31 protein-coding genes and 1 pseudogene are annotated in these 25,447 nt (G+C 42.9%); 28 read left to right on the top strand and 4 right to left on the bottom strand.

Annotated features, from left to right (window positions below; all coding sequences use genetic code 11):
* The first annotated feature begins 43 nt into the window (after window positions 1–43).
* Together PaeBR_RS16090 and PaeBR_RS16085 are read left to right on the top strand one after the other, a co-directional pair.
* Window positions 44–496 (top strand): MarR family winged helix-turn-helix transcriptional regulator, encoded by a 453-nt coding sequence (locus PaeBR_RS16090; protein WP_410511556.1) that lies wholly within the window; start codon window positions 44–46, stop codon window positions 494–496.
* Entirely contained in the window at window positions 493–3,654 is a 3,162-nt protein-coding gene (locus tag PaeBR_RS16085) for an MMPL family transporter (RefSeq protein WP_410511555.1), read from the top strand. The genes PaeBR_RS16090 and PaeBR_RS16085 overlap by 4 nt, the downstream gene beginning before the upstream one ends.
* An 86-nt stretch (window positions 3,655–3,740) precedes the next feature.
* On the opposite strand, the gene PaeBR_RS16080 is transcribed toward PaeBR_RS16085, so the two are convergent.
* Window positions 3,741–4,412, bottom strand: a complete 672-nt coding sequence (locus PaeBR_RS16080; protein ID WP_410511554.1) for a tetratricopeptide repeat protein — start codon at window positions 4,410–4,412, stop codon at window positions 3,741–3,743.
* Between the two features lie 227 nt (window positions 4,413–4,639).
* On the opposite strand from PaeBR_RS16080, the gene PaeBR_RS16075 reads away from it, so the two are divergent.
* Window positions 4,640–5,617: an aldo/keto reductase gene (locus PaeBR_RS16075; protein ID WP_410511553.1), complete on the top strand. Its 978-nt coding sequence runs from the start codon at window positions 4,640–4,642 to the stop codon at window positions 5,615–5,617.
* A gap of 180 nt (window positions 5,618–5,797) precedes the next feature.
* Window positions 5,798–5,956, top strand: a complete 159-nt coding sequence (locus PaeBR_RS16070) for a hypothetical protein (RefSeq protein WP_410515302.1) — start codon at window positions 5,798–5,800, stop codon at window positions 5,954–5,956.
* A gap of 131 nt (window positions 5,957–6,087) precedes the next feature.
* On the opposite strand, the gene PaeBR_RS16065 is transcribed toward PaeBR_RS16070, so the two are convergent.
* The 3 genes from PaeBR_RS16065 to PaeBR_RS16055 all read right to left on the bottom strand — a co-directional run bounded on the left by PaeBR_RS16065 (window position 6,088) and on the right by PaeBR_RS16055 (window position 6,908).
* Entirely contained in the window at window positions 6,088–6,336 is a 249-nt protein-coding gene (locus PaeBR_RS16065) for a hypothetical protein (RefSeq protein WP_410511552.1), read from the bottom strand.
* Between the two features lie 99 nt (window positions 6,337–6,435).
* Window positions 6,436–6,666 carry a hypothetical protein gene (locus PaeBR_RS16060; protein ID WP_410511551.1) on the bottom strand — a complete coding sequence of 77 codons (231 nt, stop codon included), beginning with the start codon at window positions 6,664–6,666 and terminating at the stop codon, window positions 6,436–6,438.
* A gap of 29 nt (window positions 6,667–6,695) precedes the next feature.
* On the bottom strand, window positions 6,696–6,908 hold the full coding sequence (locus tag PaeBR_RS16055) for a hypothetical protein (protein ID WP_410511550.1): 213 nt from the start codon (window positions 6,906–6,908) through the stop codon (window positions 6,696–6,698).
* A 166-nt stretch (window positions 6,909–7,074) separates the two neighbouring features.
* Here PaeBR_RS16055 and psiE point away from each other — a divergent pair, with 166 nt between their 5' ends.
* The 24 genes and pseudogenes from psiE to PaeBR_RS15935 all read left to right on the top strand — a co-directional run bounded on the left by psiE (window position 7,075) and on the right by PaeBR_RS15935 (window position 25,439).
* Window positions 7,075–7,482: a phosphate-starvation-inducible protein PsiE gene (psiE, locus tag PaeBR_RS16050; RefSeq protein WP_410511549.1), complete on the top strand. Its 408-nt coding sequence runs from the start codon at window positions 7,075–7,077 to the stop codon at window positions 7,480–7,482.
* 141 nt (window positions 7,483–7,623) lie between these two features.
* Window positions 7,624–8,691 carry a fatty acid desaturase gene (locus PaeBR_RS16045; protein WP_410511548.1) on the top strand — a complete coding sequence of 356 codons (1,068 nt, stop codon included), beginning with the start codon at window positions 7,624–7,626 and terminating at the stop codon, window positions 8,689–8,691.
* A gap of 160 nt (window positions 8,692–8,851) precedes the next feature.
* Window positions 8,852–9,988: a histidine kinase gene (locus tag PaeBR_RS16040; RefSeq protein ID WP_410515216.1), complete on the top strand. Its 1,137-nt coding sequence runs from the start codon at window positions 8,852–8,854 to the stop codon at window positions 9,986–9,988.
* Window positions 9,985–10,590 carry a response regulator gene (locus tag PaeBR_RS16035; protein WP_410511547.1) on the top strand — a complete coding sequence of 202 codons (606 nt, stop codon included), beginning with the start codon at window positions 9,985–9,987 and terminating at the stop codon, window positions 10,588–10,590. Before PaeBR_RS16040 ends, PaeBR_RS16035 begins: the two co-directional genes overlap by 4 nt.
* A gap of 93 nt (window positions 10,591–10,683) precedes the next feature.
* Window positions 10,684–10,863: a DUF3934 family protein gene (locus tag PaeBR_RS16030; protein WP_410515215.1), complete on the top strand. Its 180-nt coding sequence runs from the start codon at window positions 10,684–10,686 to the stop codon at window positions 10,861–10,863.
* A gap of 95 nt (window positions 10,864–10,958) precedes the next feature.
* Window positions 10,959–11,753 (top strand): glutamate racemase, encoded by a 795-nt coding sequence (murI, locus tag PaeBR_RS16025; RefSeq protein ID WP_410511546.1) that lies wholly within the window; start codon window positions 10,959–10,961, stop codon window positions 11,751–11,753.
* A gap of 142 nt (window positions 11,754–11,895) precedes the next feature.
* Window positions 11,896–12,564, top strand: a pseudogene (locus PaeBR_RS16020) (S66 peptidase family protein); the annotation flags it as partial.
* 9 nt (window positions 12,565–12,573) lie between these two features.
* Window positions 12,574–12,774: a hypothetical protein gene (locus PaeBR_RS16015; RefSeq protein WP_410511545.1), complete on the top strand. Its 201-nt coding sequence runs from the start codon at window positions 12,574–12,576 to the stop codon at window positions 12,772–12,774.
* A 363-nt stretch (window positions 12,775–13,137) separates the two neighbouring features.
* A complete protein-coding gene (locus tag PaeBR_RS16010) occupies window positions 13,138–13,593 on the top strand; it encodes a phage integrase N-terminal SAM-like domain-containing protein (RefSeq protein ID WP_410511544.1) in 456 nt (151 codons plus the stop codon).
* Complete coding sequence (locus PaeBR_RS16005) at window positions 13,590–14,063, top strand: tyrosine-type recombinase/integrase (protein ID WP_410511543.1); 474 nt, start codon at window positions 13,590–13,592, stop codon at window positions 14,061–14,063. The genes PaeBR_RS16010 and PaeBR_RS16005 overlap by 4 nt, the downstream gene beginning before the upstream one ends.
* 191 nt (window positions 14,064–14,254) lie before the next feature.
* On the top strand, window positions 14,255–14,527 hold the full coding sequence (locus tag PaeBR_RS16000; protein WP_410511542.1) for a hypothetical protein: 273 nt from the start codon (window positions 14,255–14,257) through the stop codon (window positions 14,525–14,527).
* A 238-nt stretch (window positions 14,528–14,765) separates the two neighbouring features.
* Window positions 14,766–15,305, top strand: coding sequence for a hypothetical protein (locus PaeBR_RS15995; protein WP_410511541.1), 540 nt, complete (start codon window positions 14,766–14,768; stop codon window positions 15,303–15,305).
* A gap of 176 nt (window positions 15,306–15,481) precedes the next feature.
* A complete protein-coding gene (locus PaeBR_RS15990) occupies window positions 15,482–16,018 on the top strand; it encodes a hypothetical protein (RefSeq protein ID WP_410511540.1) in 537 nt (178 codons plus the stop codon).
* Between the two features lie 90 nt (window positions 16,019–16,108).
* A complete protein-coding gene (locus tag PaeBR_RS15985; protein ID WP_410511539.1) occupies window positions 16,109–16,798 on the top strand; it encodes a GrpB family protein in 690 nt (229 codons plus the stop codon).
* 253 nt (window positions 16,799–17,051) lie between these two features.
* Window positions 17,052–17,747: a hypothetical protein gene (locus PaeBR_RS15980; RefSeq protein WP_410511538.1), complete on the top strand. Its 696-nt coding sequence runs from the start codon at window positions 17,052–17,054 to the stop codon at window positions 17,745–17,747.
* A 210-nt stretch (window positions 17,748–17,957) separates the two neighbouring features.
* Window positions 17,958–18,494 (top strand): IS1096 element passenger TnpR family protein, encoded by a 537-nt coding sequence (locus tag PaeBR_RS15975; protein WP_410511537.1) that lies wholly within the window; start codon window positions 17,958–17,960, stop codon window positions 18,492–18,494.
* Between the two features lie 393 nt (window positions 18,495–18,887).
* Window positions 18,888–19,232, top strand: coding sequence for a cupin domain-containing protein (locus tag PaeBR_RS15970; RefSeq protein WP_410511536.1), 345 nt, complete (start codon window positions 18,888–18,890; stop codon window positions 19,230–19,232).
* A 313-nt stretch (window positions 19,233–19,545) separates the two neighbouring features.
* Entirely contained in the window at window positions 19,546–20,445 is a 900-nt protein-coding gene (locus tag PaeBR_RS15965) for a restriction endonuclease (RefSeq protein WP_410511535.1), read from the top strand.
* 260 nt (window positions 20,446–20,705) lie between these two features.
* Complete coding sequence (locus PaeBR_RS15960; RefSeq protein ID WP_410511534.1) at window positions 20,706–21,095, top strand: hypothetical protein; 390 nt, start codon at window positions 20,706–20,708, stop codon at window positions 21,093–21,095.
* Window positions 21,096–21,477: 382 nt separating this feature from the next.
* Window positions 21,478–21,573, top strand: coding sequence for a putative holin-like toxin (locus tag PaeBR_RS15955; protein ID WP_277345901.1), 96 nt, complete (start codon window positions 21,478–21,480; stop codon window positions 21,571–21,573).
* Between the two features lie 966 nt (window positions 21,574–22,539).
* A complete protein-coding gene (locus PaeBR_RS15950) occupies window positions 22,540–23,472 on the top strand; it encodes a restriction endonuclease (protein WP_410511533.1) in 933 nt (310 codons plus the stop codon).
* A gap of 184 nt (window positions 23,473–23,656) precedes the next feature.
* Window positions 23,657–24,247: a GNAT family N-acetyltransferase gene (locus tag PaeBR_RS15945; RefSeq protein WP_410511532.1), complete on the top strand. Its 591-nt coding sequence runs from the start codon at window positions 23,657–23,659 to the stop codon at window positions 24,245–24,247.
* A gap of 164 nt (window positions 24,248–24,411) precedes the next feature.
* Window positions 24,412–25,005 carry a hypothetical protein gene (locus PaeBR_RS15940; protein ID WP_410511531.1) on the top strand — a complete coding sequence of 198 codons (594 nt, stop codon included), beginning with the start codon at window positions 24,412–24,414 and terminating at the stop codon, window positions 25,003–25,005.
* Between the two features lie 341 nt (window positions 25,006–25,346).
* Window positions 25,347–25,439, top strand: coding sequence for a putative holin-like toxin (locus PaeBR_RS15935; protein ID WP_410511530.1), 93 nt, complete (start codon window positions 25,347–25,349; stop codon window positions 25,437–25,439).
* The last annotated feature ends 8 nt before the right edge of the window (window positions 25,440–25,447 follow it).

The following is a 25,447-nucleotide window of genomic DNA, read 5'->3' as shown; positions in this document are numbered from 1 at the left end:
GAAACTATTCTATACATGAACTATTAGCAGGGAGGTTAGAGGATTGGAAAAAGATGCTCAGCATTGGATTAATCGCTACCTGGACGCCTATTTGGTAGTAACGAGGCGTATTAATGCGCAAATAAGAGATCGAATTTCTGAAGACCTGACCAGCGATCAATATCTCATTCTTCGCCTGATTGATGGCCAGGAGCTATGCACCTCTACTTACCTGGCAGAATCCTTCGCGGTGGGAAAGAGTTCGATTACCGCCATCATCAATCGTTTGGTGGAAGCGGGGATGATTGAGCGCACCCGTGACGAGAACGACCGGCGGCAGGTGTATTTGTCAATGACTACGTATGGAAAAAGTGTATATGACGCTGCTGAGAAACAAGTACAGGTGATTTTATCTCCTTATTTGTTCCATTTTGAGGAAAGTGATATTGAAATGTTTATCCGAATGTTTGAGAAGCTGGGAAGCTTAATGCAGGAATCGGGAGGGAGAAACATTTGAAAGCTATTTTAAAAGCAAGATGGGCTATCATTGCAGTCTGGCTCGCAGCGGCGGTGATTTTATTTATTACGGCTCCGGCGATGTCTGATCTCGTCCGCGAAAAGGGGCAGATTTCGGTTCCGGCAGGATACACCTCCTCAAGAGCGGGTGAGATCATGCAGGAGGTGGCTGACGCCAAGGGCGGGGAAACACTGCATCAGGTAGCTCTTGTGTTCAACAAGCCGCAGGGGATCGGGGCGGAAGAAACTGAGAGTATCAAGCAGGGTGTCCAGAAGCTGGCCGACAACAAGGAAGTATTACATATTCATTCGATCACGGACCCTTTCTCGCAAAGCGGGCTAAAAGATACGCTGATCGCCAAAGACGGCAAGACGATTATGGTGGCCCTGTCTGTCATAGGCGGAGATGCGGCTGTCAAGGAGCTTCCTGATAAAGTTAACAAGCTGCTCAAGGACGTCGATGCAGATCATTATTTAACCAGTGAGGGACTGATTACCGAGGATACGATTGTCAGCTCGGAGGCTGGACTCAAGAAATCGGAATACATTACGGTTGTTTTTATTTTGCTTATTTTGTTTGTGGTGTTCCGTTCGTTCGTAGCTCCTTTTGTACCGCTACTGACGGTGGGGCTGAGCTATATTATAGCGCAATCCATTGTGGCCTTCCTGGTGGATCACTTTGATTTTCCATTGTCGACGTTCACTCAAATATTTATGGTTGCCGTATTGTTCGGGATCGGGACGGATTATTGCATCCTGTTGATCAGCAGGTTCAAAGAAGAGCTTGCTGCTTCAGAAGATACCCAAAGTGCGATTGTTGCAACCTACCGCAAGGCTGGTGGCACGGTCTTTTATTCGGGGCTGGCGGTTTTTGTCGGATTTGTAGCGATCGGCTTCTCGAAATTCATGCTCTACCGTTCAGCAGTTGCTGTGGCTGTAGGGATTGCTGTAATGCTGCTGGCACTTGTTACTGTTGTGCCTTTCTTTATGGCTGTGCTGGGTAAAAGATTATTCTGGCCGTCTCGCGGCAAGCTTGAGCATAGCGAAAGCCGAATTTGGGGTGCAGCAGGCTCCTTTTCTTTGAAAAGACCCTGGGCTGCCCTGCTGATCATTGCTGCGGTGGTTGTCCCTTTTCTCGCCACGTATGACGGAAAGCTCTCCTTTAACAGCATGGATGAAATTGGTTCTAACTATGCTTCGGTCAAAGGCTTCAACATTATCTCCGAGAGCTTTGGGCCGGGGGAATCCATGCCTGGCAAGATCGTCATCAAGAATGATGACCGGATGGATACCTCGGAGTATATGGGACTGGCGGAGAAAATCAGCCGCGAGCTGGAGAAGGTGGACGGCGTTAAAACAGTTCGCAGCATGTCGCGTCCCACAGGCGAGGAAATTAATGATTTCCTGATACCGACTCAGGTAGGGACACTTTCGGAGGGACTGAATCAGACACAAGAGGGCCTGACCAAGATTCAAGCCGGATTGTCGGAAGCGAGCCAGCAGCTAAGCGATAATGCACCGAAGCTTAAGGAGGCATCAGCAGGCAGCGCAAAGCTGACGAAAGGCACGGCTGAGCTGAAGGACGGTCTTGTTGCGTTAGGCGATGGCCTCTCCCGTATTGAGAACGGCATAAAGAGCGGCTCCTCAGGAGCAGGAGAGATCAAAGCCGGACTTCAACAGGCGGCGGCAAGTGCACAGCAGCTGGCGGATGCTAACCGGGCCCTGCTGGCGGGTTATCAGCAAATCGCCGGTGGACTGTCGGCACTCGATGGCGGGTTAGGACAGCTTAATGTCAGGCTTCAGGGTGTAGCGACTGCGCTGAATGGACTGGGCAAATCCTTTACGGGAATGGAGACCAGTCACCCGGATCTGCTTCAGGATGCGGATTATCAGACAATTAAAGGAACCGTGGAGCAAAGCGGTACAGGTGCCGCACAGCTTGCTGCTGGACTCACTCAAATTACAGAGCAGCTGAAGGGTGCAACTGCGGGTTTGAATGAGGCGAATGCCGGTTATACCAAGGCAGCCGCCGGGCAAACCGCACTGGCTCAGGGGCTGGATAAGCTGGTGGCGGGTATCGGACAGCTTCAGGCGGGACTGAATCAGGCAGCAGCCGGTCAAGGTCAAATCGTTGATAAGATTCCCTCCCTTTCAGGAGGTCTGGATCAGCTGCAAGGCGGGCAGCAGCAGCTTGCCGACGGCTTCGGCCAATTGACAGGACAGATCGGAAAGCTGACTGAGGGTTTAAGCGACAGCGCGGACGGCTTGAAGCAGATCACAGGCGGACTGGATTCTGCGCAGGATTATCTCAATCAAATCCAGGCGGCAAAGGATGATGAGCTAAGCGGCTTCTTCGTGCCGGCAGAGGCGCTTGAAACAGAGGGAATTCAACAGGTATTCGACAACTACTTGTCCGAAGACCGTAAAGTGATGACTTTGGATGTTGTATTGTCTCGAAATCCTTACAGCTCCGAGGCGATTGACAGCGTTGGAGAAATTCAGGCAGCTGTAGACCGTGCGGTTCAAGGCACAAAGCTGGAAAATGCCGAAACGGCCCTTAGCGGAGTGACCAGTACCTACAGTGATTTGCAGAACGTTTCCAATGAGGATTACACACGGACGGTTATCTTGATGCTTAGTGGTATTTTCATCATATTGGTGCTGCTGCTCCGATCGGTTATTATGCCGGTATATTTGATCCTATCGCTTGTGATCACTTACTTTACAGCGTTGGGTGTGACCGAAGCCATATTTGTTAATCTTCTGGGCTATGCCGGAATAACCTGGACGACACCGTTCTTCAGCTTCGTTATGCTGGTGGCGCTGGGAGTGGACTACAGTATTTTCCTGATGGCCCGCTTTAACGAGAACAAAACCTGGGATGTTCGTGAAGCCATTCTGCACGCAATGCGCAATATGGGAACAGTCATTCTGTCAGCCGTGATTATTCTGGGCGGCACCTTCGCCTCGATGTATCCTTCCGGGGTATTATCGATGATGCAGATTGCTACGGTTGTTCTCTCCGGCCTGGCCCTGTATGCCTTGATATTCCTGCCGTTCTTTGTTCCGGTTATGGTCCGGATGTTCGGCCGGGCGAACTGGTGGCCTTTCAGCGTTAAAGAGAGTGGGGAGTCCCCGAAGCATGAAGTGAATATGTAACATCAAAGAACCTCTATGCGATCACTTTGTATAAGTGAACATAGAGGTTCTTGAATTTCTATAAGTATGTAGTAGTAGAAATTCAACTAGCGCATCTTAGCAAAAAAACTGCGCAGCGCCCACCTGCGTTCCTGCCGCTTCTTGTATTTGGGAAGCGTTCGGTAGATGGCTGTAGATTCCGCGAAAGCACGCTTCGCGTCATCCACTCTGCCGAGAGCCTTGTACATGGACCCGGCCAAGTAGTAAGCCTCGCTCGAAGAGGACTGAATTTCCTGGAACTCAGTTACATAATGTAACGCTTTGTCTCGGTCCGTGTGGCGGAAGGCCTCGGCTAACCGAAGATAAGGCTGACCGTACTGCGCCCTGCGGTTAATCTCCAGTCCATGCAGTACCTGGGCTTCGCCCTCATCCATTTGTCCCAGCTTCAGATTCACACGGCCCAGTTCAACCCAGTATTCCGCGGATTGCTCATACCGGTTTTCAATTTGCAGAAATAGCTCCTTCGCCTCCTTATATTTCTTGCGTTCCGCCAAATGCCGGGCCAGCTCATATTTGGATGACACATCGTTGGGGTTAAGCGAAATTGTAGTCCGAAGCTTGGAGATTTGCCGCGCTCTGCGGAAGGGCTTCGTAATACTGGGGAAGATGCCTACATATCTGCGGTCCAGAATATACAGGACAACCAGCAGGATAAGCAGGGCCAGAAAAGGATTTCCCACCAAGTTCCACAGCAGCATAAAACCAATAATTTTAAACATGATTTCCCTCCATTATTATGGTGTATCCGGTATCCATTTGTCATAAAGAGCAATGGGGCAGGGTAATTATACCATATTTCATAATATTCTGAATCTGTCTCCCAAGTCGAATCCTAACGCATTGGTGTTCTATTTCCTGGATGGAAGTGTTATGTTAAAAATATTACATACGTTAATCAATACTTGATTTGAAAGAAGGATGAAAAATGGGGCCAAGTACAACAGCTGTGAAGTTACGTTCTTTGGGACAGTCTTCATTGTCAGTCTCTTCACTGGGATTAGGCTGCTGGCAGTTTAGCCGGGGAAGCGGACTGATAGGACGGTATTGGAGCAATCTGGATGAAGGAGCCATCCTGGATATCGTAAGGATTAGCTTGGAAGGCGGTATGAACTGGGTAGATACAGCAGAGATTTACGGAGGCGGCAAATCGGAGGAAGCGCTGGCTTATGTTCTGGACCAATTACAATCAGAGGAGAGCGTAAAGTTCACTCCTCTGATTGCTACGAAGTGGTGGCCCATGTTCCGTACAGCAAAGTCCATAACATCTACCATTGATGAGCGAATCCGTTGTCTTGGCGGGCGGACGATTGATCTGTACCAGATTCACCAGCCCTTTTCCTTGTCTTCCATAGCCAGCGAGATGAAAGCCATGGCCGGACTGGTTAAAGCAGGCAAAATCCGCTACGTGGGAGTCAGCAATTATTCAGCGAAGCAAATGGTCGAGGCTCACCGGTTGTTACAGCAATATGGTTTGACTCTGGTCTCGAATCAGGTGAAATACAACCTGCTGCACCGTAATATCGATCGGAACGGGATTATGGAAGCAGCCAAGACACTGGGGATATCGATCATTGCCTACTCGCCGTTGCAGCAGGGGATATTAACAGGACGCTTTCATAATGACCCTGCGCAGATCAGCGGAATATCCCGCGTTCGGCGGATGCAATCCGGAATGGACGACAAGAGTATGACCCGGAGCAGACCGTTAATAGATTCATTAGGTGCACTTGGTGAAAAGTACGGCGTAACAGCTGGTCAAATCGCGCTTAACTGGCTGATCCATTATCATGGGGATACTGTTGTTGCTATTCCTGGTGCTTCGAAGGAACGCCATGCCACGGAAAATATCGGGGCCATGACTTTCCAGCTCACCCGTGATGAATTGGAACACCTGAATGAAGCCTCATGGGCAGCATTGAAATAAGAATGTTCATATGAATGATCCAGAAATAACCTCCGGCCAATTTTCCAAGGCCGGAGGTTATTTGGTTTTTCCAGTATTGAATTTAAACTGTTTAGGATTGGAAAGAGCGGGGTAAATAAGGGATGAGCTTTCCACATGCACGAAAAATTGCGGAAAGATTACGGAAGGAGGTTGAACCCAGTGAGTATGACAGTACATAATCTTATGGCTTTCAATCATCATTTTACTAGACCTCAGCCCGTGGTCAATTCCAAGCAGGAAAGAGCCCTTGAGCAAACCCAAAGCTTCCAGGATATTCTGAATGAGAAAATGAAAGCAAAGACCGGATTAAAAAAATAATCCCCCACTGTGAAAAAAGGGTGTTTCATCAGTGGATTTTTCTATGAATGCGACAGCCTCTCTTAGTTTCGATGACTCTCAAATTAGAAAAATGGCAAGCCCCCGGGTTATTGGAGGCTTGCCATTTGGCGTTATTGATCCGTAGCGGCCCGCTTCAGCAGATTGTGGGCAAGCGAAAGCCACCCGACTTCGAGGTTTCTTTTTGCTGTTTTAAGAGAGATAATTGGAATGGTTCCAAGCTGAAAGCAGCGGAGAGGACGGAACGATTGCGGAAAAGCGGCAGCGGTCGCCTTGCTCTCCGGATTTTTACCGTTAAGGAAAATAAATAAAATCTGGAGAGCACAGCGATTGGAGCAACGGTCCGTTCGCGGAGCGTCCATCTAAACACCCACTTCAATCCTGCTCCACAAAGTGAAGGGTGTTCCGGCAGCCATTTCCATGGCTTGTGGGACACCCCCTTTTTGCTGATTGAGCAATGATTAGGCATAAACAATATTAGTGGCCCCGAAAGAGTTTCCGCTCGGATCTTTAAATCCAAAGCCCCCATGACCCTCACTGCCTGCTTCCAGCTGCGGAACATAGAAATCAATAACGCTATGGGAGGTACCTGTATTGCTGTTCGCAAAAGTTAAACGTTCCGTTTCACTCGTTTCTATCAGGTAAAGGGTGGGAAGGCCGCCCGTAGAGTGATCGGCTTGAAATTTCAGCATGGCGGTATTGCCTGTTACATGAAGAGTGGTTAAGATCTTACCTCAAAGAACTGGCAGCTCCGCCGGGAATAATAAGTGAGATCACTTACTCTTGACTGCATAACGACATCGGCATCTGTAAAACGCACGACAGTTGCGCTGGAATTGACCATGTGGTCATCCTGGAAGACACGCACATGAAGTTTGCGTACCATAGCTTCCTGTAAATCGTTATTCGTAACTAAAGGACGGTTAATGGGCAATTTCGTAATCTCCTTTTGCAGATAGTAGTAGGAATAAACTAGATTAAGACCAGTATACCGTGGATGAAATAGAAAACCAAGCTGCAGCCTGAATACAAAATGGCTTGCTGTGAAAACGGAATCACCTCTATACTAAGACTACTTTTAGCGCAGGAGGTGATTTGGATTGAAAACAAAAAACAAATTCGAGTACGTTCCGGTCGTTCTGCAGTGGGTTCTGAACATCGCTTTAATTGTGCTGGCGCTCATTCTCGTTATTTTTTTGGGCAAAGAAACGATTTATATCTTTGGTTTCATAAAAGAAGGGGGAGATTTAAACAAGCTGGATTTATTGGAGGGTATTCTGATCTATTTTTTGTATTTCGAGTTCATTGCCTTAATTATCAAATACTTCGAGGCAAAACATCATTTCCCGCTCCGTTACTTTATTTACATCGGTATTACGGCAATCATCCGGCTCATCATTATTGATCACGAGAGTCCGGTTGACACGCTGATCTATGCCGGAGCCATTCTGGTACTGGTCTTCACCCTGTTTCTTGCAAACACGCGCCATCTGAAGCGTGATAATTGACGGATGACATTGGGGATTGGAACTATGACATTTGTCATACACTGTACTTGATGTTTATGACTACTAAGCAGGGGACACCCTATCTATAATTAGATTAGATAGATGTAACTTTTCCAGAAACATCAAGGAGGAACCCCTGCGATGACGAAGAACCATACAACTCAGCTCTCCAGTCTAAAAAAAAGTGTTGCCCCTTACGAGAAAAACGACCGTAAAGCGAGCATAAGACAGCTCATTAATACGTTGGGACCGCTTGTGATTTTATGGTACGGAGCCTACTTCAGCCTTTCCGTTTCTTACTGGCTCACGCTCCTGTTTGCGATCCCGGCTGCCGGATTTGTGATTCGGACGTTTATTATTTGTCATGACTGTTGTCATGGCTCCTTCTTCAAAAGCCGTAAAGCCAACGATATTATTGGCACCATTACAGGTGTCCTGACCCTCGTTCCTTATCAGCAGTGGAGACGCAGCCACTCCATTCACCACGCTACCAGCAGTAATCTGGATAAAAGAGGAATCGGCGATATCTGGATTATGACTGTGGACGAATATGTGGCGGCTTCCCGCTGGAAGCGTCTGTCCTACCGGATCTACCGTAATCCGCTGGTTATGTTCGGACTCGGGCCCATTGCCATCTTCCTGATCCAATACCGTTTCAATGCCAAAGGCGCAAGACGCAAAGAGCGGATGAATACTTATCTGACTAACGTTTCTATCGCGGCACTGTACGGTGTGCTCATTTGGGCCATTGGCTGGCAGGCCTTCCTGCTGGTGCAGCTGCCCGTCGTATTTGTATCCGGCGTCTTGGGAATTTGGTTGTTCTACGTGCAGCATCAATTCGAGGATTCCTACTTCGAGAACGAAGAGGAATGGAGCTATGTCATGGCTGCCGTGGAAGGAAGCTCGTATTACAAGCTGCCGAGGCTGCTGCAGTGGATTACCGGCAATATCGGTTTCCACCATGTCCATCATTTAAGCCCGAAGGTACCCAATTATAATCTGGAAAAAGCGCATAACGCCACGCCCCCGCTGCAAAAAGCGACGACCATTACCATAGGCACCAGTCTGAAGGCTATTCACTTCCGTTTATGGGATGAGGAGAATAAGGGGTTCGTCAGCTTCAAGGAGATGAAGTCCAGACTTCGCAATCCGCAGGAAAAAGGGGAAGCGTTGAAGGTTCAAACGCCCAGATTGCAGAGAGTGGAATAATTCGACAGCACCGATTAGAATTGCAGCCAGAGAGGGAGTTTAGAGCCGAAAAGAGGACTTCGGGCTCTGATCTCCCTCTCTTTTTAATGAGGATTGCCGGAATTCGCATAGTTTGTGCTAAAATAAGGGTACTATACCGATGGCAAAAAGGGTGACAGGCATGCAGAAGTGGCATCATATTTTTCACAAAAGCACGGGTCTCAGCCCTTATGTGTGGGTCGTTTTTTACATTCTGCCTTTTTATTTCATCTTCCGGTCATCCTCCACGTACGAGGTGGTTTCCGGAATTATCATGATCGCCTTGTTCTTCATATGTTATGTGCTTTCTTTTGTATCCAAAGGCTGGGTGGTGTATTTCTGGACGAGTGTGCAGATTGCGGTCTCGATCACCATGACGCTGCTGTTCGGATATGTGTATTTTGCGCTGTTTCTGGCCTTTTTTATCGGGAATATACAGAATCGCATCGGATTCTTTACGCTGTATTCCATTCATCTGCTTACTACTATAGTTACAATCAACTACGGTCTGCTCTCGCGTAACCCGGTGTTTATTACCCAGCTGCCATTTGTGCTTGTGAGCATGATTGCTGTCGTGCTACTTCCGGTCACAACCTACAACCGCAACAATCAGGATAAGCTCCAGGGTCAACTGGAGGATGCCAACAAGCGTATCTCCGAGCTGGTCAAGCTGGAGGAACGTCAGCGGATCGCCCGCGATCTGCATGATACACTGGGTCAAAAGCTCTCGCTGATCGGCCTCAAAAGCGATCTGGCCGGCAAGCTCATCAGCAAAAATCCCGCTCAGGCACAATCCGAGATTAATGATGTCCGCCAAACAGCAAGAAGCGCTTTGAAGGAAGTTCGCGAAATGGTTACACAGATGCGCGGCATCCGGTTGGAGGAGGAGCTGGTGCGTATCCGGGAGCTGCTGAAGGCGGCGGAAATAGATTTCTCGCTAGAGGGTGAACCTAAGCTGACCAACACCTCGCTGATTACGGAGAATGTTCTTAGCATGTGCATAAAGGAAGCCGTTACGAATGTAGTGAAGCACAGCAAGGCCGAGGCCTGCTGCATCAGCATTGAACCGTCCCGCACGGATTTGACCATTAAGGTCAGGGATAACGGAGCTGGAACTCCGGGGGATCATTTATATTTTAAAGGTCACGGGCTGCAGGGCATGAGAGAGCGGCTCGAATTTGTAAACGGCTGTATGGATATCGTGAGGGATGGCGGAACCACAATTGTGATCAAGGTCCCCAACGTATTTAAGCAGTCTGAACAGGAGGCGTCAATATGATTACAATTGTCATTGCCGAGGATCAGCGAATGCTGCTTGGGGCGCTTGCCTCCCTGCTGGATTTGGAAGAGGACATGAAGGTTGTGGGCAGGGCAAGCAACGGGGAAGAAGCCGTAACACTGGTTCAGCTCTACAAACCGGATATTTGCATTATGGACATTGAGATGCCGGCCATGAGCGGACTGGAGGCGGCGGAGGCGATCAAGGGCTCGGGCTGCAAGGTTATGATTCTCACTACTTTTGCCCGGGCGGGATATTTTGAGCGTGCAGTAAAGGCCGGTGTGGATGCCTATCTGCTCAAGGATAGCCCCAGTGAGGAACTGGCACTTTCGATTCGCAGTGTAATGGCCGGTCGGCGCATGTATGCTCCCGAGCTGATGGATGAAGCCTATGGAGCTGTTGAATCCAACCCGCTGACCCAGCGGGAGAAGGAAGTCCTGGGACTGATCGCCGACGGCAAAAATACGAAAGAAATCGCAAGTCAGCTGTATATCACTACCGGAACCGTCCGCAACTATATCTCCGTAATTCTGGACAAGCTAGGTGTGGGCAACCGGATCGAAGCGATTACCCGCTTTAAGGAGAAAGGCTGGTTTAAGTAAGATTTGCTGAAATGAATAACATTCCACACTTAGTAATGGTAAGATAGGTGGGGCATCAAGCAGGAACCAAATACTTTTGGAATGAGTGATTATATGGGTGCAAAAAGCAAGGGCGGCGGCACAGGCCGAGGAACGGGCAGCAAGGGCTGGACCCGGTGGAATAAAACGGCGAAGCCAATTAAAGTGAAAAAGAGTGTACCGGAAGGCCCGGGAGGCAAAGGAACGGAAGGCCCAAAGGGCAACAGAACTAATAAAAGCGGGAACCGAGGCTAATCCGGAACATACAATGTAAGAATAGAAATACATCATAAGAGTCAACATCCGGCACTGGATATGCGCTGGATGTTTTTTTAATAGGAGTGGGAGAAATGGGAATAGCTTTTTTTGATTCGGGAATCGGCGGAATTACAGTATTGCATGAGGCAATGAAGCGGCTGCCTGGCGAAAGCTTTTTGTATTTTGCGGATACCCTTCATGTTCCGTATGGAACGAAAACAAGCGAGGAAGTAAACAAGTATGTCAAACAGTCCATAGACCAAATTACCCGGGAAGATGTTAAAGCCATTGTTATCGCATGTAATACTGCAACCAGTATAGCGATCTCAGGATTAAGAAATGGTTATGATATCCCCATCATCGGGATGGAGCCCGCGGTAAAGCCTGCTGTAGAAATGAACCGGTCAACCGGTAAAAGAGTGCTGGTCTTTGCTACCGAGCTCACCTTGAAGCAATCGAAATATACCGACCTGGTATCCCGGGTAGATGAGCAATGTATAGTGGATTCCTTGCCTTTACCGGAGCTTGTGGAATATTGCGAAGCCTTAAACTTCGACATCAGGGTTATTAATGATTATTTTCGTGCGAAGCTCGCACCGTTTAATATGAGTACTTACGGCACAATCGTGCTAGGATGCACCCATTACCCTTTTTATAAAAATATACTAAGAAAACTGTTCCCCGATATTCAAATCGTCGATGGAAGCGCAGGGACCGTAAGAAGGTTATCCCAAGTGTTGAAAAGCGCGGACATAGTGAATGTTCAGGCTCCAGTGAAAGCTCAGACCCAGGTGAGTGCTCAGTTAAGTATGGATGTTAAGTTTATGTGTTCAGGGAACGAACCGGCGTATATACGCAAGATGGAACGGGCGCTTGAGATTATTTAGCAAAATACCGATTAGTGACCAGTGCCTGAAAAACGCTAAAAGGAGTGGGGTCCATTGAGAGCAGACAAATTACAATTAGGCGATGAAATACGTGTGATCTCACCTTCAAGAAGTCTAAGCTTAATCGCAGCGGATCAAAGAGAAGCGGCTCTGCGGATACTCGGATATTACAGCGTTAAGTCATGCTATTTACACCAAAACAGGCTTAATTACGTACTCCGGACCCCATTTCTCTACATTCGCCATGCGCTATGGAAATGCATATACAACTGAGTATTTTAAAAAATTAATGTTAAGCGATAAAGAGATAAAAGTTGAACCCTCCGAACAGTGGAGCGATGATTCGTGGTTTCTGGATCAGGAGAACCGTATTTTCAAGACGAATAAATGGCCTTTTACCATTAACGAGGGGCAAGCGGAGGGTACAATAATAGGCGGAAATCTGTGTACCTTAAACCTGCTGCAGGGAACCGAATATATGCCGAGTCTGGCGGACGCCGTGCTTTTTTTAGAAGATGATTATGAATCCTCACCGGCCACCTTTGACAGAGACCTGCAATCCCTGATCCACCAATCTGACTTCAAACATGTGAAGGGGTTAGTGATCGGAAGATTTCAAAAAGCATCCCACATGACAAGCGACCTGTTAAGAAAAATCATAAAGACAAAAAAGGAACTGGAGCAGATTCCGGTGATTGCCGATGTCGATTTCGGACACACCTCACCAATGTTAACCTATCCTATAGGCGGGCGGGCCAGCCTAAAAGCTTATGAGGCAACAACGGAAATCATCATATCGGAAGGAGTGTGAACATTTATAATGCCAGCAGTTTCTGCTAGATTAATACAGAGGGATGAATTGCCGAAATTACTTCAATTGTACAAGCATTTACATGAAGATGATCCTGAACTGGAGATTAACGCTTCACTTGAAGAACTATGGGGTGACATCTGGAATGATAGGTTTATCAAGATTATTGTCATTGAACGGAATGGTGAGCTCATTTCCTCCTGTGTATAAATCGCTCAACAATTCAATTGTTATAAAGTCATGTTAATGACAGGATCTAAACGGGAAGAAGTACATAGCTTTTATGAGAATGCAGGCTTTAGTAAAAATCAGAAGACAGGGTTTCTGTTGAAATTAGAATGAATACACCGAAAGCATCGGGAGATTTCGAAGTCTATTTAGACTTTGCGGTCTCCCTTTTTTAATTCCCATAATTTAGTGCGATTGGTATAATGAAAGGGTGAGACTTGTGGAGATATCGATAACACAACGTGATGAGAAGACATTGGCTTTAAAGTTCAACAAGTTTAAGGGCGTAGACATTGCTAAAATCAAAAATGAATCGGGAAGAAAGTGGCTCCCTGAAGAAGCTGTTTGGACTCTGCCTTTACGTTCGAGAAGGTTGAACAGCTGTTAGTCGTTTTTAAAGACGACGTATTATATGTGGAAAATGAATTGTTGGAGGACTGCTACTTATTTCAAGAACGGGCTAACTTACAAAAAGAAACTACGGTTAAATGGAATTCAGATCAGGAACAAAAATTAAGAAATGAATTGATTTTACGGGGCTACAGCAGCAAGACGATTAAGGCCTATTGTGGTCAGGTCGAACGATTTATGAAGTATACCAGCGAGAAGTCCGTTTCTGCTAATCATCGGTTGATACAAGATTATTCTCTTTTCTTACTGCATAAAGGATGCTCACATTCTTACATTAACCAGGCAATAAGCGCGATCAAATTTTTTTCTCAAAAGGTGCTTCATCAAGATGAGACTGTCCCTTATATCAGACCTAAAAAGAGAATAAACTCCCCAATGTGTTGTCCATGAATGAAGTCATGTTGATCCTGAAATCAACCCATAACTTGAAGCATCAGTCTATTTTGTATCAGGATCTGGACAAAGATCGAAAAACGCTGCATGTCCGTCAAGGAAAAGGAAGGAAAAATCGTTTGACCCTATTGTCCGATTCAGCATTTAAAGTGGTTCAGCAGTACATTCAGCAAGAAAAACCGGAAGATTGGCTGTTTCCAGGGCAAACAAAAGGGCGCCATTTGACGGAACGTTCCGTCCAAAAACTATTTGAACGAGCTGTAGAATCATCAGGTATTACGAAAAAGGTAAGCGTACACTCACTCCGGCATTCATTTGCCACTCATTTATTGGAAGGAGGAATCGATATTCGCTATATTCAGGAGCTGCTTGGTCACCAAAGTACACGTACAACTGAGCGATACACGCATGTAAGTGTAAAAGATGTCCGACGCATCCAAAGCCCACTTGACCAAATGGAATATTAAGCTTGCGCACTACGGAAAAAGAGCACAAATAAAGCAACATTGAGGGTATTCCCGAAATACACAAATACCACCGAGAAACCCAACGATTGTGAAGTTCGTGAAAAAGACGTTATACGCAATTGCACAAACACCTGAAACCATTTCCAAACACAATCGTAGCTTATTGTAAATAAATTGCATTGAGGTGAAGCATGAAAGCTTTTGATTACTTAAGAAGAGCCTATTATAAACTTAGTTATTATTATCAGAAATTTCAATTGATTGTAATGTCTTTTGTAGTTGTTGGAATAGTTGATTATTTTTTTATTTACGAGATTTCCGTTTCATTATCAGCACTAGTTCCTGTTTTTATTTTAGAAATTGGTCCAGTCATTATTATCATTTTATCAATAATTATTATTCGAGGAATCGTTAAATTTATAAAGAAGATGAAAGAAAACAAACACTTACTATTTTTATTATAACAAGAAATTACCATATTAAGAGTTTATCAATAAATATTCAAAGAGCAGCTTTGAACGTATTTCAAGGAGCGTGCAACAGCGTATAACAATGTGTTCACGCATCGGCGGACAGGCCGCCTCGGTCCCGGAAGATAAGTCAGAGAAGCGATTGCCGGGACACATCCATTCACCTAACCGCATCGCGGCCGCCCCTAGAGGGGCTTAAGGTGAATAGACGTCGTGAACACGGAGACGTTATGTGCAATACCTGATACCAAAGTATAAAGATGAGGTGATTATCATATTTAATCACATCAAAGTTGAAAAGCTAAAAAGTCAGTACATACAAGATGAACACTACAACATAGTAATTGATGGAATTGCTTTTGATGTAAGGCTAAATGAATTTTACCCGAATAATCACTATTTAGGACTAATTCCAGTAATGATCGATTGGCTAAGTTCTGAAGAAGAAAGAAAACTCGCTCAATCGCGCTACCGATCGACGATGAATCCGGAAATCCTTCCGATCCTGATGTGTCCGGATGATTGCGATCTGTACTGCACAGTAATAGTGGCGGAAGTCATGATAAAGGATGAAGAGATAATTTGGAATAGGATAGGCCTTGATACAAGCCAATTATCAAACAATATTGAAGACTTGGGCGAAGAAGTACAATGGTTAGGGCTTGTACCGACCATGAGGTTTAAGAAAGAGGAATATTATTATGCACTAAATTTGATATACAACCTAGAAGATGAACAAGAACCAACATTGAACAAGACTAAAGGACAATAACACTATTGAAGGTAACTCTGTGGGGCCAGGTACAGTACATAACAATGCATTCACGCTGCGGGCCATACGGCCCTGGGTCTGCCAGAAGTAAAGTCGAGGAAGTTGGGGCAGGCAGACAACCCTGCGAACCTAACCGCGTCGCGGCCGCCCCGTTGGGGCTTAAGGTTCTCGGGTTCGTGAATGCGGGAACGTTATGCGAAACCCTTGCAAGAATTTTTGGAAACATAAAAGACCAATCAGAACTTAGTATCGGATGTGATTACATGGATGAAAGAATTATTACCTGTACCAGTGTTGGGGTATACGGACATGCAATTACTATAGGAAGGTTTTATAAAGTAATTACTGAAGATGATGATAAATTTAGAATAATCGGAAATCAGAACAGAAGAATATGGATCAATAAAAACTATTTTGTTGAGGGGAAAGTGGCTGTTCCAATACTACAAAGTTGGAGGTTCGATGATGAATTGGACTCTTTTGATCTAATTGAAGTAACTATAACTTTTAATAATGGAATGAAGAGATGGTGTTTGGTAACCACGCCAGAAAGATTAGTAAAGCATTTTGAACAACCTAATCTAGATTCACCAGGATGTAATATTCAGCATTTAATAATTGTAAAAACTATGAATAATGAAGATATTGATAGGACTTTGAAATACCTAGATGAACAAGGAGAAATCGAAAAAGCAACAATATTATTGGAGTAGATGACTCAAAGGAGGCAAGGGCATCGCATAACACAGTATTCACGCTGCGGGCCTGACGGCCCTTGGTCTGCAAGAGGCATTATCAGGGGAGTGGAATCAGCAGACAACCCTGCACTGGCTAAGTCCATCGGACCCGGCAGCTGGCGCTGTCTTAAGCCAGTGATGGTTCGTGAATACAACAACGTTATACGCAATTGCCTAAATGAATATAAAAATATCTCTACAGTCAAGTCTAAGGAGATAAAAATGACGAAAAAAAGAAGAGTAATAGAAGTTGTTTCATATAACGTTGAATGGAAAACAGAATTTGAAAAAATTAAGCAAATGATATTTAGTTATATCGGAGATTTAATTTTAACTATTGAACATGTTGGAAGCACATCTGTGGAAGGTTTATCAGCCAAACCGATTATTGATGTTGATGTTGTAATTGAGAGATATGATATTTTGCCGAGTATTATTGAACGATTAGCACAAGAAGGATATGAGTATGAGGGGGATTTAGGAACAGAGGGGCGAGAAGTATTTAGAAGGAATCATAACGATGGATGCATGAAGTATCATCTTTATGTATGCCCTAAAGACGGAAAGGGATTTGTAGAACATATTGCATTTCGAGATTATTTACGAGCAAATGAAACCGCTCGTATAGACTATGAATTATTGAAAATTAAACTTGCTGAAACTTACCGATATGATATAGATAATTACAGCCTTAAGAAGACTGAATTTGTAAGAGATATATTAAACAAAACCATATATAAAGCAAGGGACATATAAGTAATGTAATTATTAGTAGGAGATTTCGAGGAAGAGGCAACAGCGTCTAACAACGTATTCACGCTTCGGGGCATCCGCCCCTCGGTCCGGACCGAAGTAGAAATGCCGAGGGTAATTCAGCCGGACAACCGCTGCGGCCTAAGTCTGACGACCCGTTCCCTACGGTCACTTAAGGCTCTCGGGTTCGTGAATACAACAACGTTATACGACAATTCTCAATAAATCTGAATACAAGAATGGGAGTTGACTCACGATGATTGATTTAAAACATTTTGCAGGTCATGTTCCTTCTGGTGCCATATACGACATGGATATCAATCAATTAAGAACCATTGTAGATAATAGTAAGGATGAACAATATACATCGAATGCTTCTGCGATAGTCTCAATAATTGCGCTTGTTGCTTATTTCGAGTCTTTTTGTAAGAACAATTTTGCAGCCGCAATAAATATTTGTCCAAGATTACTTGAAAGATTTCTAAAGAAAAGAAAAGAAATAAATATAGACTTGAATGATATATTATTCTTTGATTTTGAAATAAAGGACAAGATTGGTTTTATTGTTTCGGAAGGATTGGATTTTGGAACTGCGAAAACGGTAAATTCTCTTTATCAGGATCTTCTAGTTATTTCACCATTTTCAAGTGATGAATCTAAGAAGTTTGATAAATTACTTAATGACCGCAATCTATTGGTTCATCATGGCGGAATGTATACTACTAAGTATTATAAACAACATCTAGATGAGAAAGAGATATCAAAGAAATATCTACATTCCGAAACATTAAGAATTAATAAAAGTGATTTTTATGACTGGGCTGATTTTTTAGACAAGATAACTGACAAAACTAGGCTAGCTACAAAACGTTCAATTGAAGTTTTTACTAACGAAAATAAGATTGAATTAACAGGAGAAGCATTAAAGTCATTAAAGTACTTTTGTGAGTAATTCTAGGAGTGAGAATCGTCGTATAACAACGTATTCATGCTTCGAGCCATTCGGCTCTCGGTCCGGATCGATGAAGAAGTGCAGTGGGTATATTCAACCGGACACATCCATCTCTCTAAGATAAGAGCTATCTAAGGGAGATGGACGCCATGAATACAACAACGTTATCTGAAACATCTGCAAATACTTTAATAATGAAGGGTGAATTCGATGGAGAAAGTACTAATTTTTAAAATCTCAAAGAAAGGACAAAAATCAAAATGGAAAACAATAGCGATATTAAGTTCACAAACTCTTGGACAATTCGACAATATTATTAGAGATGCATTTCACCATGATACCTATGATCATTTAAGTGAATTTTATCGTGGTAAGGCATTTTCAAATTCTGGATTAGGTGAAATCGAACCCGGAGGATTTGGCGCAGGTTCGAAACCACAATTAGATAAACTTAATATTAGGGTGAATGAGATCTTTGAATATGTCTATGACTTTGGAAGTAGTTCAATATATCAAATTGAATTAATCGAAGTACAAGATAGAGATTTAAAAGTTAAATACCCAAACATTGTAAATGGGAGTAAAGCGAGAACTGCGTATTGTTCAAGTTGTAAGGGTGGTGGATTAAAGGTCAAAGCAGAATATATTGTTATGTTTAAGGACAATTTGAAAAAAGAAAAGCTATGTAAAGATTGTATTAAAATGATATCAAAACAAAAAGCATATATTAACCACTTGATACAATAAAGAAGAGAGTTAGCAAGTTAACTCCAAAGAAGGCAGATGCATCAGATAACATAACATTTACGCTACGGGCCGGCTATGCCGTCCCTTGGTCCCGGAAGGTAGGAAGCGAGGAAGCATATGCCGAGACACACCGACTCCGTCGGCGTCGTAAATGCGGGAACGTTAGACGTAATTCCTGAAGGGCGACAAATAGATTAATTTTGAAGAGTCGTATTATTGAAGCGACTCTTTTTTCATATTGAAGAAGGAAATTAAATTCCAATACAGAAATTGTAAACTGAACAAAAAAACATGTTGAGTAATGTCGAATCTTCAAAAAGAAAAGCTATGTACTAATAGTCGCCGCGAATACCCGCGGCTAAATGCTGCAACTGAAAGGAAGTAAATTACATAATGAAGATAAGTAAAGAAACAGGAGAACATTATATTTGGGGAATTAATTGTGATGGATGGCATCTCTTAAAACAAGATAATTTAAGCATAATTCACGAAAGAATGCCTCCAGGTACTGAGGAGGCAAGACACTATCATAATCGATCAAGACAATTCTTTTTTATTCTCTTAGGCAAAGCTGTAATTGAAATCAATGGAGAAGTTTATGAATTAAATCAACAGGAAGGTATTGAAGTACCTCAACAAACACCACATCAAATTTTTAATGAGACAGATGATTCAATAGAATTTTTAGTAATATCTCAACCAACTACTAAGGGCGATAGAATATTAACCAATAATTAAAACCTTGTGGCAATTCGAAGAGGTCAGGAACTACGTCTAACACCGTATTCACGCTTTGGGGCATTCGCCCCTCGGTCCGGACAGAGGCTAGAAGAGGATTCGATGAGGAATTTTCAGTAGCAAGGAAGCAGATTCAGCCGGACACACCCGCACCACCTAACCGCATCGCGGCCGGTCACTTCGTGACCTTAAGGTGGTGGTGCGTCGTGAATACAAGAACGTTATAGGAAATCAACGCAAAAACTTCAAACTGCAAAACTATCACATTAATGATGGTTTGAAATATTATCTAATAATCGATGGAGGGATAATAATGAGTTCACCTATTGATATTTTATTTGAACAAATTTTTGGATATAAGCCCAAAAAGGACGGAGAAGCATATGAAAAAATTTCAGCAGTTGCGATGAAGCTTCTTAACAAAGATAGTAATGTTACACATGATGAAAAACTACGGGGATCATTTAGTAATACATTGTATCAAATAGATGTGCTGTTAGAACAACAATCTAAAAAGGAAATGGGAGAAGCAAAGGATTATACTGTGAAAGGCGCAAAAGTAGGTAGAGGTGATCTTCAGAAATTAGGCGGTGCTTTGATAGATTTAAATGAAGTATCAAGCGGAATGTTCTTTTCCGCTACTGATTACACCGGACCAGCTATCAAATATGCAGAAGCAAGCTCAAAGATGATAGGAAAAGATATTCAACTTTATAATTTAAGACCATCGACCAAGTTGGATGAACAGGGACGGATAATGAAGATTATTATTAGTATGCATATCTTTTTACCTGAATATGAGAAGGCAACTTATGCACCTATATTTTCTAATAATGGAAACAGTGAAATTAAAAGATTGATAAAAGAAGGTCAATTAATAGAAGGTCAACATAGAATTTGTGTGGATAATTTTTATGATCAAAAGGAAAATGTTGTTACGTCTGTGAGTGAATTAACATCCAATAATTTTGGAGGCGGTTTTGGTCATTCTGCGCAAGGCTCATTTTATTTAAAAGGAAAATATCTTAAGATCTCTGGCCATTTGATTGAGTTATTGGGTCTAACGTATGATATCCCATTTTCACAGACGGTTGAGACAATCGAAATTGACGCTCAAGGAGAACACAAATTATTAATTAGGAATCAAACTGGAGCTATTGATAAACTAATAACCGATAAAGAACTTCGCGAAATTACAAAGGATGTAAAGTAAATGAAAAGCTGTTGGGCATTCTCGATGAAGGCGCTGACATCCTATAACACTGCATTCACGCATCGGGCCAGCTAAACTGTCCCTCGGACCGCAAGAGGAATTTCGGAGAAGCGGAATCAGCGGACAACCCTGCAAGGCTAAGTGGCGGAGCCACCCGGCGACTACGTCGCTTTAAGCCTTTCGGGTTCGTGAATGCAACAACGTTATACGCAATTCCTGAAAACAGAAAAATCTTTAATAATAGATGAGGGTGATTTCACATGGTATTTCGATTTAAAGATCCAAGACTTCATCTTTATGATTTTGCTGATTCTTTTTTAGTTAAGTGCCCTTCTTGTCATAAATGCGCAACTGTAACAACAAGTAATGAAGAGAAAGTTTTTAACCTTTTTAAGAAGAAGACTTTTGTTTGTAATCATTGTGGCAGAATAGAAGTGAACTCGAATAATCATCAACTATGGCTAACAGCAAATTGTAAAGGAAATATACTATGGGCTTACAATTTAAAACATTTAGAATTTATTGAAGACTACGTGAAAGCTAAACTTCGTGAAAGCAATAAACATGAAAAATTAGGATGGTATAATCAAGGGTTTTTAGTAGATTACCTAAATGGATTAAGGAAAAAAACAACAGAGAAGCAATATTAAAAACGATTAAAAAACTAAAAGAATCAATCAATATAGAAAACAAAAAATAAGGATTCGAAGGTTTACTCAAGAGGCCAGGAACAGCGTATAACAATATATTCACGCTGCGGGCCATTCGGCCCTTGGATCGCCAGAAGGTAAGAAGCCAAGAAGCGGAATCAGGCGATCAACCCTGCAAGGCTAAGTCTTCGACCCGGCGCTGAAGCGCCTTAAGCCTTTCGGGTTCGTGAATACGGGAACGTTATAGGAAATTCCGGCAAAACGTATTAAAACACTAAAAGACGAACAAACATTCTATCCAACAATGGACTAGTATGGTAAACTCTAGAAGTACAATTGAATCTTGGGTGGGCATGGTTTCCCTTCGAAAGGAGGTGAGGCCATGGAGGTTAAAGATGCATTGACGATTATGTTCCTATTTGGAATGTTTATCCTTGCACTATTAACATACATCAATTCTAACAACAAGAGAAAGTAAAAACCCACCCCAAGGTTGCACGCCGAAGGTGGGTTTTTATGACCTGAGAAGACTTAGAAGGGAATAAACCATCTAAGCCAATTGTATGGCCGAGTGTTAGCCGCACTCGGCTTTCTTGTTCAAATCATAACATAACTTTAATGCAGTGAAAACCTGTAATACTAAATTTAGACCTGAATAAAGACCTAAATAAAGATATAAGTAAGGGCCGAATAAAGAACTAAATAAAGAACTGTCCCATCCATTACAAAGAATATTTTTTATGAAAAATCGAAGAAGGCCGGAACATCCTATAACACAGTATTCACGCTGTGGACCCTGGCGGGTCCTTGGTCTGCAGAGGCATTTCGGGGTAGTGGGATCAGCAGACAACCTTGCACTGGCTAAGTGGCGAAGCCACCCGGCCTGGCGGCCTTAAGCCAGAGAGGGTTCGTGAATACAAGAACGTTAAGTGAAATTCTTGGGGGGAGAAACCCGTATAAATACTGTGAAGGGCTGGATCAATGGAACGTTTCCTGTGCGGAAAGCGATGGATTTTAAAGGTATGCGGATTGACAGAGGGGTAGGAATGTTTCCTCCGGAAACAGACGGATTTTAAAGCCAGTCGGGTGGACTCGAAGATACAAAGGAACGTTTCCTGTTCGGAAACTGACTCATTTTAAATGTGGAAAGAAGCTCACAGACGTCCCCCCAAGAACAACACCTAACATCGTATTCAAGCTTTGGGGCATTCGCCCCTTGGTCCGCCAGAAGGTAAGAAGCGAATACAGGGAAGATAACTCAGGAGTCGAAGAAGCGTAAGCTGCGGACACATCTCAAGACTAATTTCGCTACGCGAACCGGTGTCATGGATGGCTTCGCTCATCCTAATCAGCCCTTAAGTCTTTCGACGTCGTGAATACAGGAACGTTAGCTGAAATACCTGCGGATCAAAACAGAAAACCATGAAGTAGGTGCATAATAAATATGGAGTTGCTACAAAATCTTTATTCTGACAATTATCAAAACTTTGATGAATGGTTTGAATTAATATTAAAAGGAGAAAATGTTTACCCTCAATTAAGAATTCCTTACGATAAATGGCTTGAAGATTACATAAGTAATATTCGAAGTAAAAGCATCAGTAAAGTAAAGTCTTTATTGCGATGTTTATTAGTTCCGATTAATAGAAATATTGATCTTGATAGTTACAAAACATACAAATATCTAAAAGAAACTGAAATGATTAGCCCAGAAATGAAAAAAGTATTAATAGCTATGGAATCAAATGAGATGTATAAAAGAATTGGAAATCGTAACGATGCATGGGAAGGATTGACGTGGATTTTAGAACTATTGCCTCACTCTCCCTATCAAGCTGTAGTTGCAATAGAGGGGTACGCGTATTCTCAACATAATTTACCGGACGAAAGAATTATTGGGATTAGTCAGTGTGTAAAGATAATTTATGCTCGATTTATCTATTTAAATAAACCACGGCGAAATCTTATGAAATTGAAACCGATAGAGTTTGAATGGTTAATTGAGTATTTATATTCCCGTATGGGTTACAAAACGCAGTGGACTTCTGCGACAAGAGATGGCGGCAAAGACATTATTGCATCAATAGCTCGGCCAGATGGGGAGGAACGTGTTTATATTGAGTGCAAGTTGTATGAAATAACTGAATTAACTAACACCTACGTGAAATCTTTTGCTTATACAGTGAATAACGACAAGATAAACAAAGGTATTATTTTCTGTACCGGTTATGTAAATGGCGCACTTGCGGATATTGACCAAAGGATCACCATAATAAATTACGAAAACATTGTTTTCCTTCTAAACTCTTATTTGGGAAGTGAATGGGACGAAAGGCTTGATAACATTATTAGTTTCCAAAGAACAAAGTTTAAGTAATTGTCTTAGTTAATTCGAGGAAGACAGGTACTTCAGCTAACACCGCATTCACGCATCGGGCTGAGCCCGCGGTCCGCAAGAGGCATTTCGAGGAAGTGGAGTCAGCGGACAACCCCTTCGGGGTTCGTGAATGCAAGAACGTTAGCTGAAAGAACTGCAAATCTATTATAAAGGAATAAAACACATGAAAATTAATAAACTATTTGATTACTCTCCGGTTTTCGAAACACATCGCTTGTTTTTACGAAGATTGAATTTAGAAGATGCTAGTGATTATTTTGAATTTGCTTCTGATCCGTTAGTTACAACATTTACCTGGTGGGATAATCATAAGTCATTAGAAGATTCAGTAAATTACATAAATCAAGTAATTGATAAGTATAACTCTCAAGGAGCATATCATTGGGGAATAGTTTACAAAGATACGAACAAGATTATTGGAAGAACTGGATTTGTTAGTATAGATGAATTACATAAACGAACTGAGATTGGATTTGCCCTATCAAACGATTTTTGGAACATGGGAATTATTACGGAAGCGACAAAACCGATAATTAGGTATGGGTTTGAAGAGTTAGAATTAAACCGGATTGAAGGACGTTGTAATTTTGAAAATTTAGGATCAGAAAAAGTGATGAAAAAATTAGGGATGACATTTGAAGGGATATTAAGAGAACAATTAAAAGTAAAGGGGAAATTTACAGACCAGAAGATGTATTCAATACTTAGAAGAGAATATGTCAGTTGTTTCGAAGAAGGCAGTTCCATCAGCTAACACCATATTCACGCATCGGGCCATTCGACCCTCGGTCCGGCAGAAGTTAGTAGTGTGTTCGATGATGCAATTGGCAGTAGCAGGGAAGCAGAATCAGCCGGACACACCCGCACCACCTAACCGCATCGCGGCCGGGACTTTGTCCCTTAAGGTGGTGGGGCGTCGTGAATACAAGAACGTTAGGCGAAATACAAGCAGAACACAGGGAGGAAACATGGGTGCTCAGAAAATACAAAGAACCAAAAACTCTAAAGAAACTTATTCAATTAGATTTTGAATTACAAGAAAAGTATGATAGTTCACTCGATGACTATATGGGATTCTATATTAGTTTTAATGATGACGAAGACAGATATCATTGTACTCCTAATGATGCAGTTATTTTTGGGCGTACGGGCACTGATGGGGATCACTTTGCATTCTCTACAAATAACTGGACTGTTGAGGATCTTGAAGAATGTCCTATCTTATTCATTCAACCCATGGATGATAGAAAAATGAAACTAGTAGCCCAAAATATTAGAGACTTCATAGCTTTGTTTGTACAACTTAAAGAAGTATATGTTCTTGAGAGATTTGATATATATCAAAACGAAGCTGATTTTATTAATGACTATAAAGAATATGAAGACGGTATAGAAGAAAGGAGAGAAGAATTAGAATTTATATGTTCAAAACTTCGAGAAGCAATTGATTTTGTTGAAATTGGCAATGTGTTTTCATATATAACGAAAATACGAAAGGAATTTAGCAAGTAAAATCAAAGAAGGCTTGTACATCGTCTAACATCGCATTCACGCATCGGGCCTTACGGCCCTCGGTCCCCTGAGGCGGAGGCAGGGAAGCAATGTCAGGGACAACCCTGCACTGGCTAAGTCTTCGACCCGGCAGGCCAATCCTGTGCGGATCGACCTGCAGCTTAAGCCAGTGAGGGTTCGTGAATACAACAACGTTATATGAAAGGGATACAAATCTATAAAGATCTTATTAAAACTAAAAGACTAATAAGAACGCTTGTGCGGTTAAGGGATAGAAGGTAAAATATAGATACAATTGAATCTTGGGTGGGCATGGTTTCCCTTCGAAAGGGGGTGAAGCCATGGAAGTAAAAGATGCATTGACGATTATGTTCCTCTTTGGAATGTTTATCCTTGCTCTTTTAACGTATATTAATAACAACAAGAGAAAGTAAAAACCCAC

Source organism: Paenibacillus sp. BR2-3 (assembly GCF_046529485.1).
In the GTDB taxonomy this organism is placed as follows: domain Bacteria; phylum Bacillota; class Bacilli; order Paenibacillales; family Paenibacillaceae; genus Paenibacillus_AQ.
This window is presented reverse-complemented; position numbering and strand designations above follow the sequence as displayed.

What these genes read in the sequence shown, in the direction of transcription:
- PaeBR_RS16080 (WP_410511554.1), bottom strand. Translation starts at nt 4,412, where the DNA reads ATGTTTAAAATTATTGGTTTTATGCTGCTGTGGAACTTGGTGGGAAAT.
- PaeBR_RS16065 (WP_410511552.1), bottom strand. Translation starts at nt 6,336, where the DNA reads ATGGACGCTCCGCGAACGGACCGTTGCTCCAATCGCTGTGCTCTCCAG.
- PaeBR_RS16060 (WP_410511551.1), bottom strand. Translation starts at nt 6,666, where the DNA reads ATGCTGAAATTTCAAGCCGATCACTCTACGGGCGGCCTTCCCACCCTT.
- PaeBR_RS16045 (WP_410511548.1), top strand. Translation starts at nt 7,624, where the DNA reads ATGACGAAGAACCATACAACTCAGCTCTCCAGTCTAAAAAAAAGTGTT.
- PaeBR_RS16040 (WP_410515216.1), top strand. Translation starts at nt 8,852, where the DNA reads ATGCAGAAGTGGCATCATATTTTTCACAAAAGCACGGGTCTCAGCCCT.
- PaeBR_RS16035 (WP_410511547.1), top strand. Translation starts at nt 9,985, where the DNA reads ATGATTACAATTGTCATTGCCGAGGATCAGCGAATGCTGCTTGGGGCG.
- PaeBR_RS16030 (WP_410515215.1), top strand. Translation starts at nt 10,684, where the DNA reads ATGGGTGCAAAAAGCAAGGGCGGCGGCACAGGCCGAGGAACGGGCAGC.
- murI (WP_410511546.1), top strand. Translation starts at nt 10,959, where the DNA reads ATGGGAATAGCTTTTTTTGATTCGGGAATCGGCGGAATTACAGTATTG.
- PaeBR_RS16015 (WP_410511545.1), top strand. Translation starts at nt 12,574, where the DNA reads ATGCCAGCAGTTTCTGCTAGATTAATACAGAGGGATGAATTGCCGAAA.
- PaeBR_RS16005 (WP_410511543.1), top strand. Translation starts at nt 13,590, where the DNA reads ATGAATGAAGTCATGTTGATCCTGAAATCAACCCATAACTTGAAGCAT.
- PaeBR_RS16000 (WP_410511542.1), top strand. Translation starts at nt 14,255, where the DNA reads ATGAAAGCTTTTGATTACTTAAGAAGAGCCTATTATAAACTTAGTTAT.
- PaeBR_RS15980 (WP_410511538.1), top strand. Translation starts at nt 17,052, where the DNA reads ATGATTGATTTAAAACATTTTGCAGGTCATGTTCCTTCTGGTGCCATA.
- PaeBR_RS15975 (WP_410511537.1), top strand. Translation starts at nt 17,958, where the DNA reads ATGGAGAAAGTACTAATTTTTAAAATCTCAAAGAAAGGACAAAAATCA.
- PaeBR_RS15970 (WP_410511536.1), top strand. Translation starts at nt 18,888, where the DNA reads ATGAAGATAAGTAAAGAAACAGGAGAACATTATATTTGGGGAATTAAT.
- PaeBR_RS15965 (WP_410511535.1), top strand. Translation starts at nt 19,546, where the DNA reads ATGAGTTCACCTATTGATATTTTATTTGAACAAATTTTTGGATATAAG.
- PaeBR_RS15960 (WP_410511534.1), top strand. Translation starts at nt 20,706, where the DNA reads ATGGTATTTCGATTTAAAGATCCAAGACTTCATCTTTATGATTTTGCT.
- PaeBR_RS15955 (WP_277345901.1), top strand. Translation starts at nt 21,478, where the DNA reads ATGGAGGTTAAAGATGCATTGACGATTATGTTCCTATTTGGAATGTTT.
- PaeBR_RS15950 (WP_410511533.1), top strand. Translation starts at nt 22,540, where the DNA reads ATGGAGTTGCTACAAAATCTTTATTCTGACAATTATCAAAACTTTGAT.
- PaeBR_RS15945 (WP_410511532.1), top strand. Translation starts at nt 23,657, where the DNA reads ATGAAAATTAATAAACTATTTGATTACTCTCCGGTTTTCGAAACACAT.
- PaeBR_RS15935 (WP_410511530.1), top strand. Translation starts at nt 25,347, where the DNA reads ATGGAAGTAAAAGATGCATTGACGATTATGTTCCTCTTTGGAATGTTT.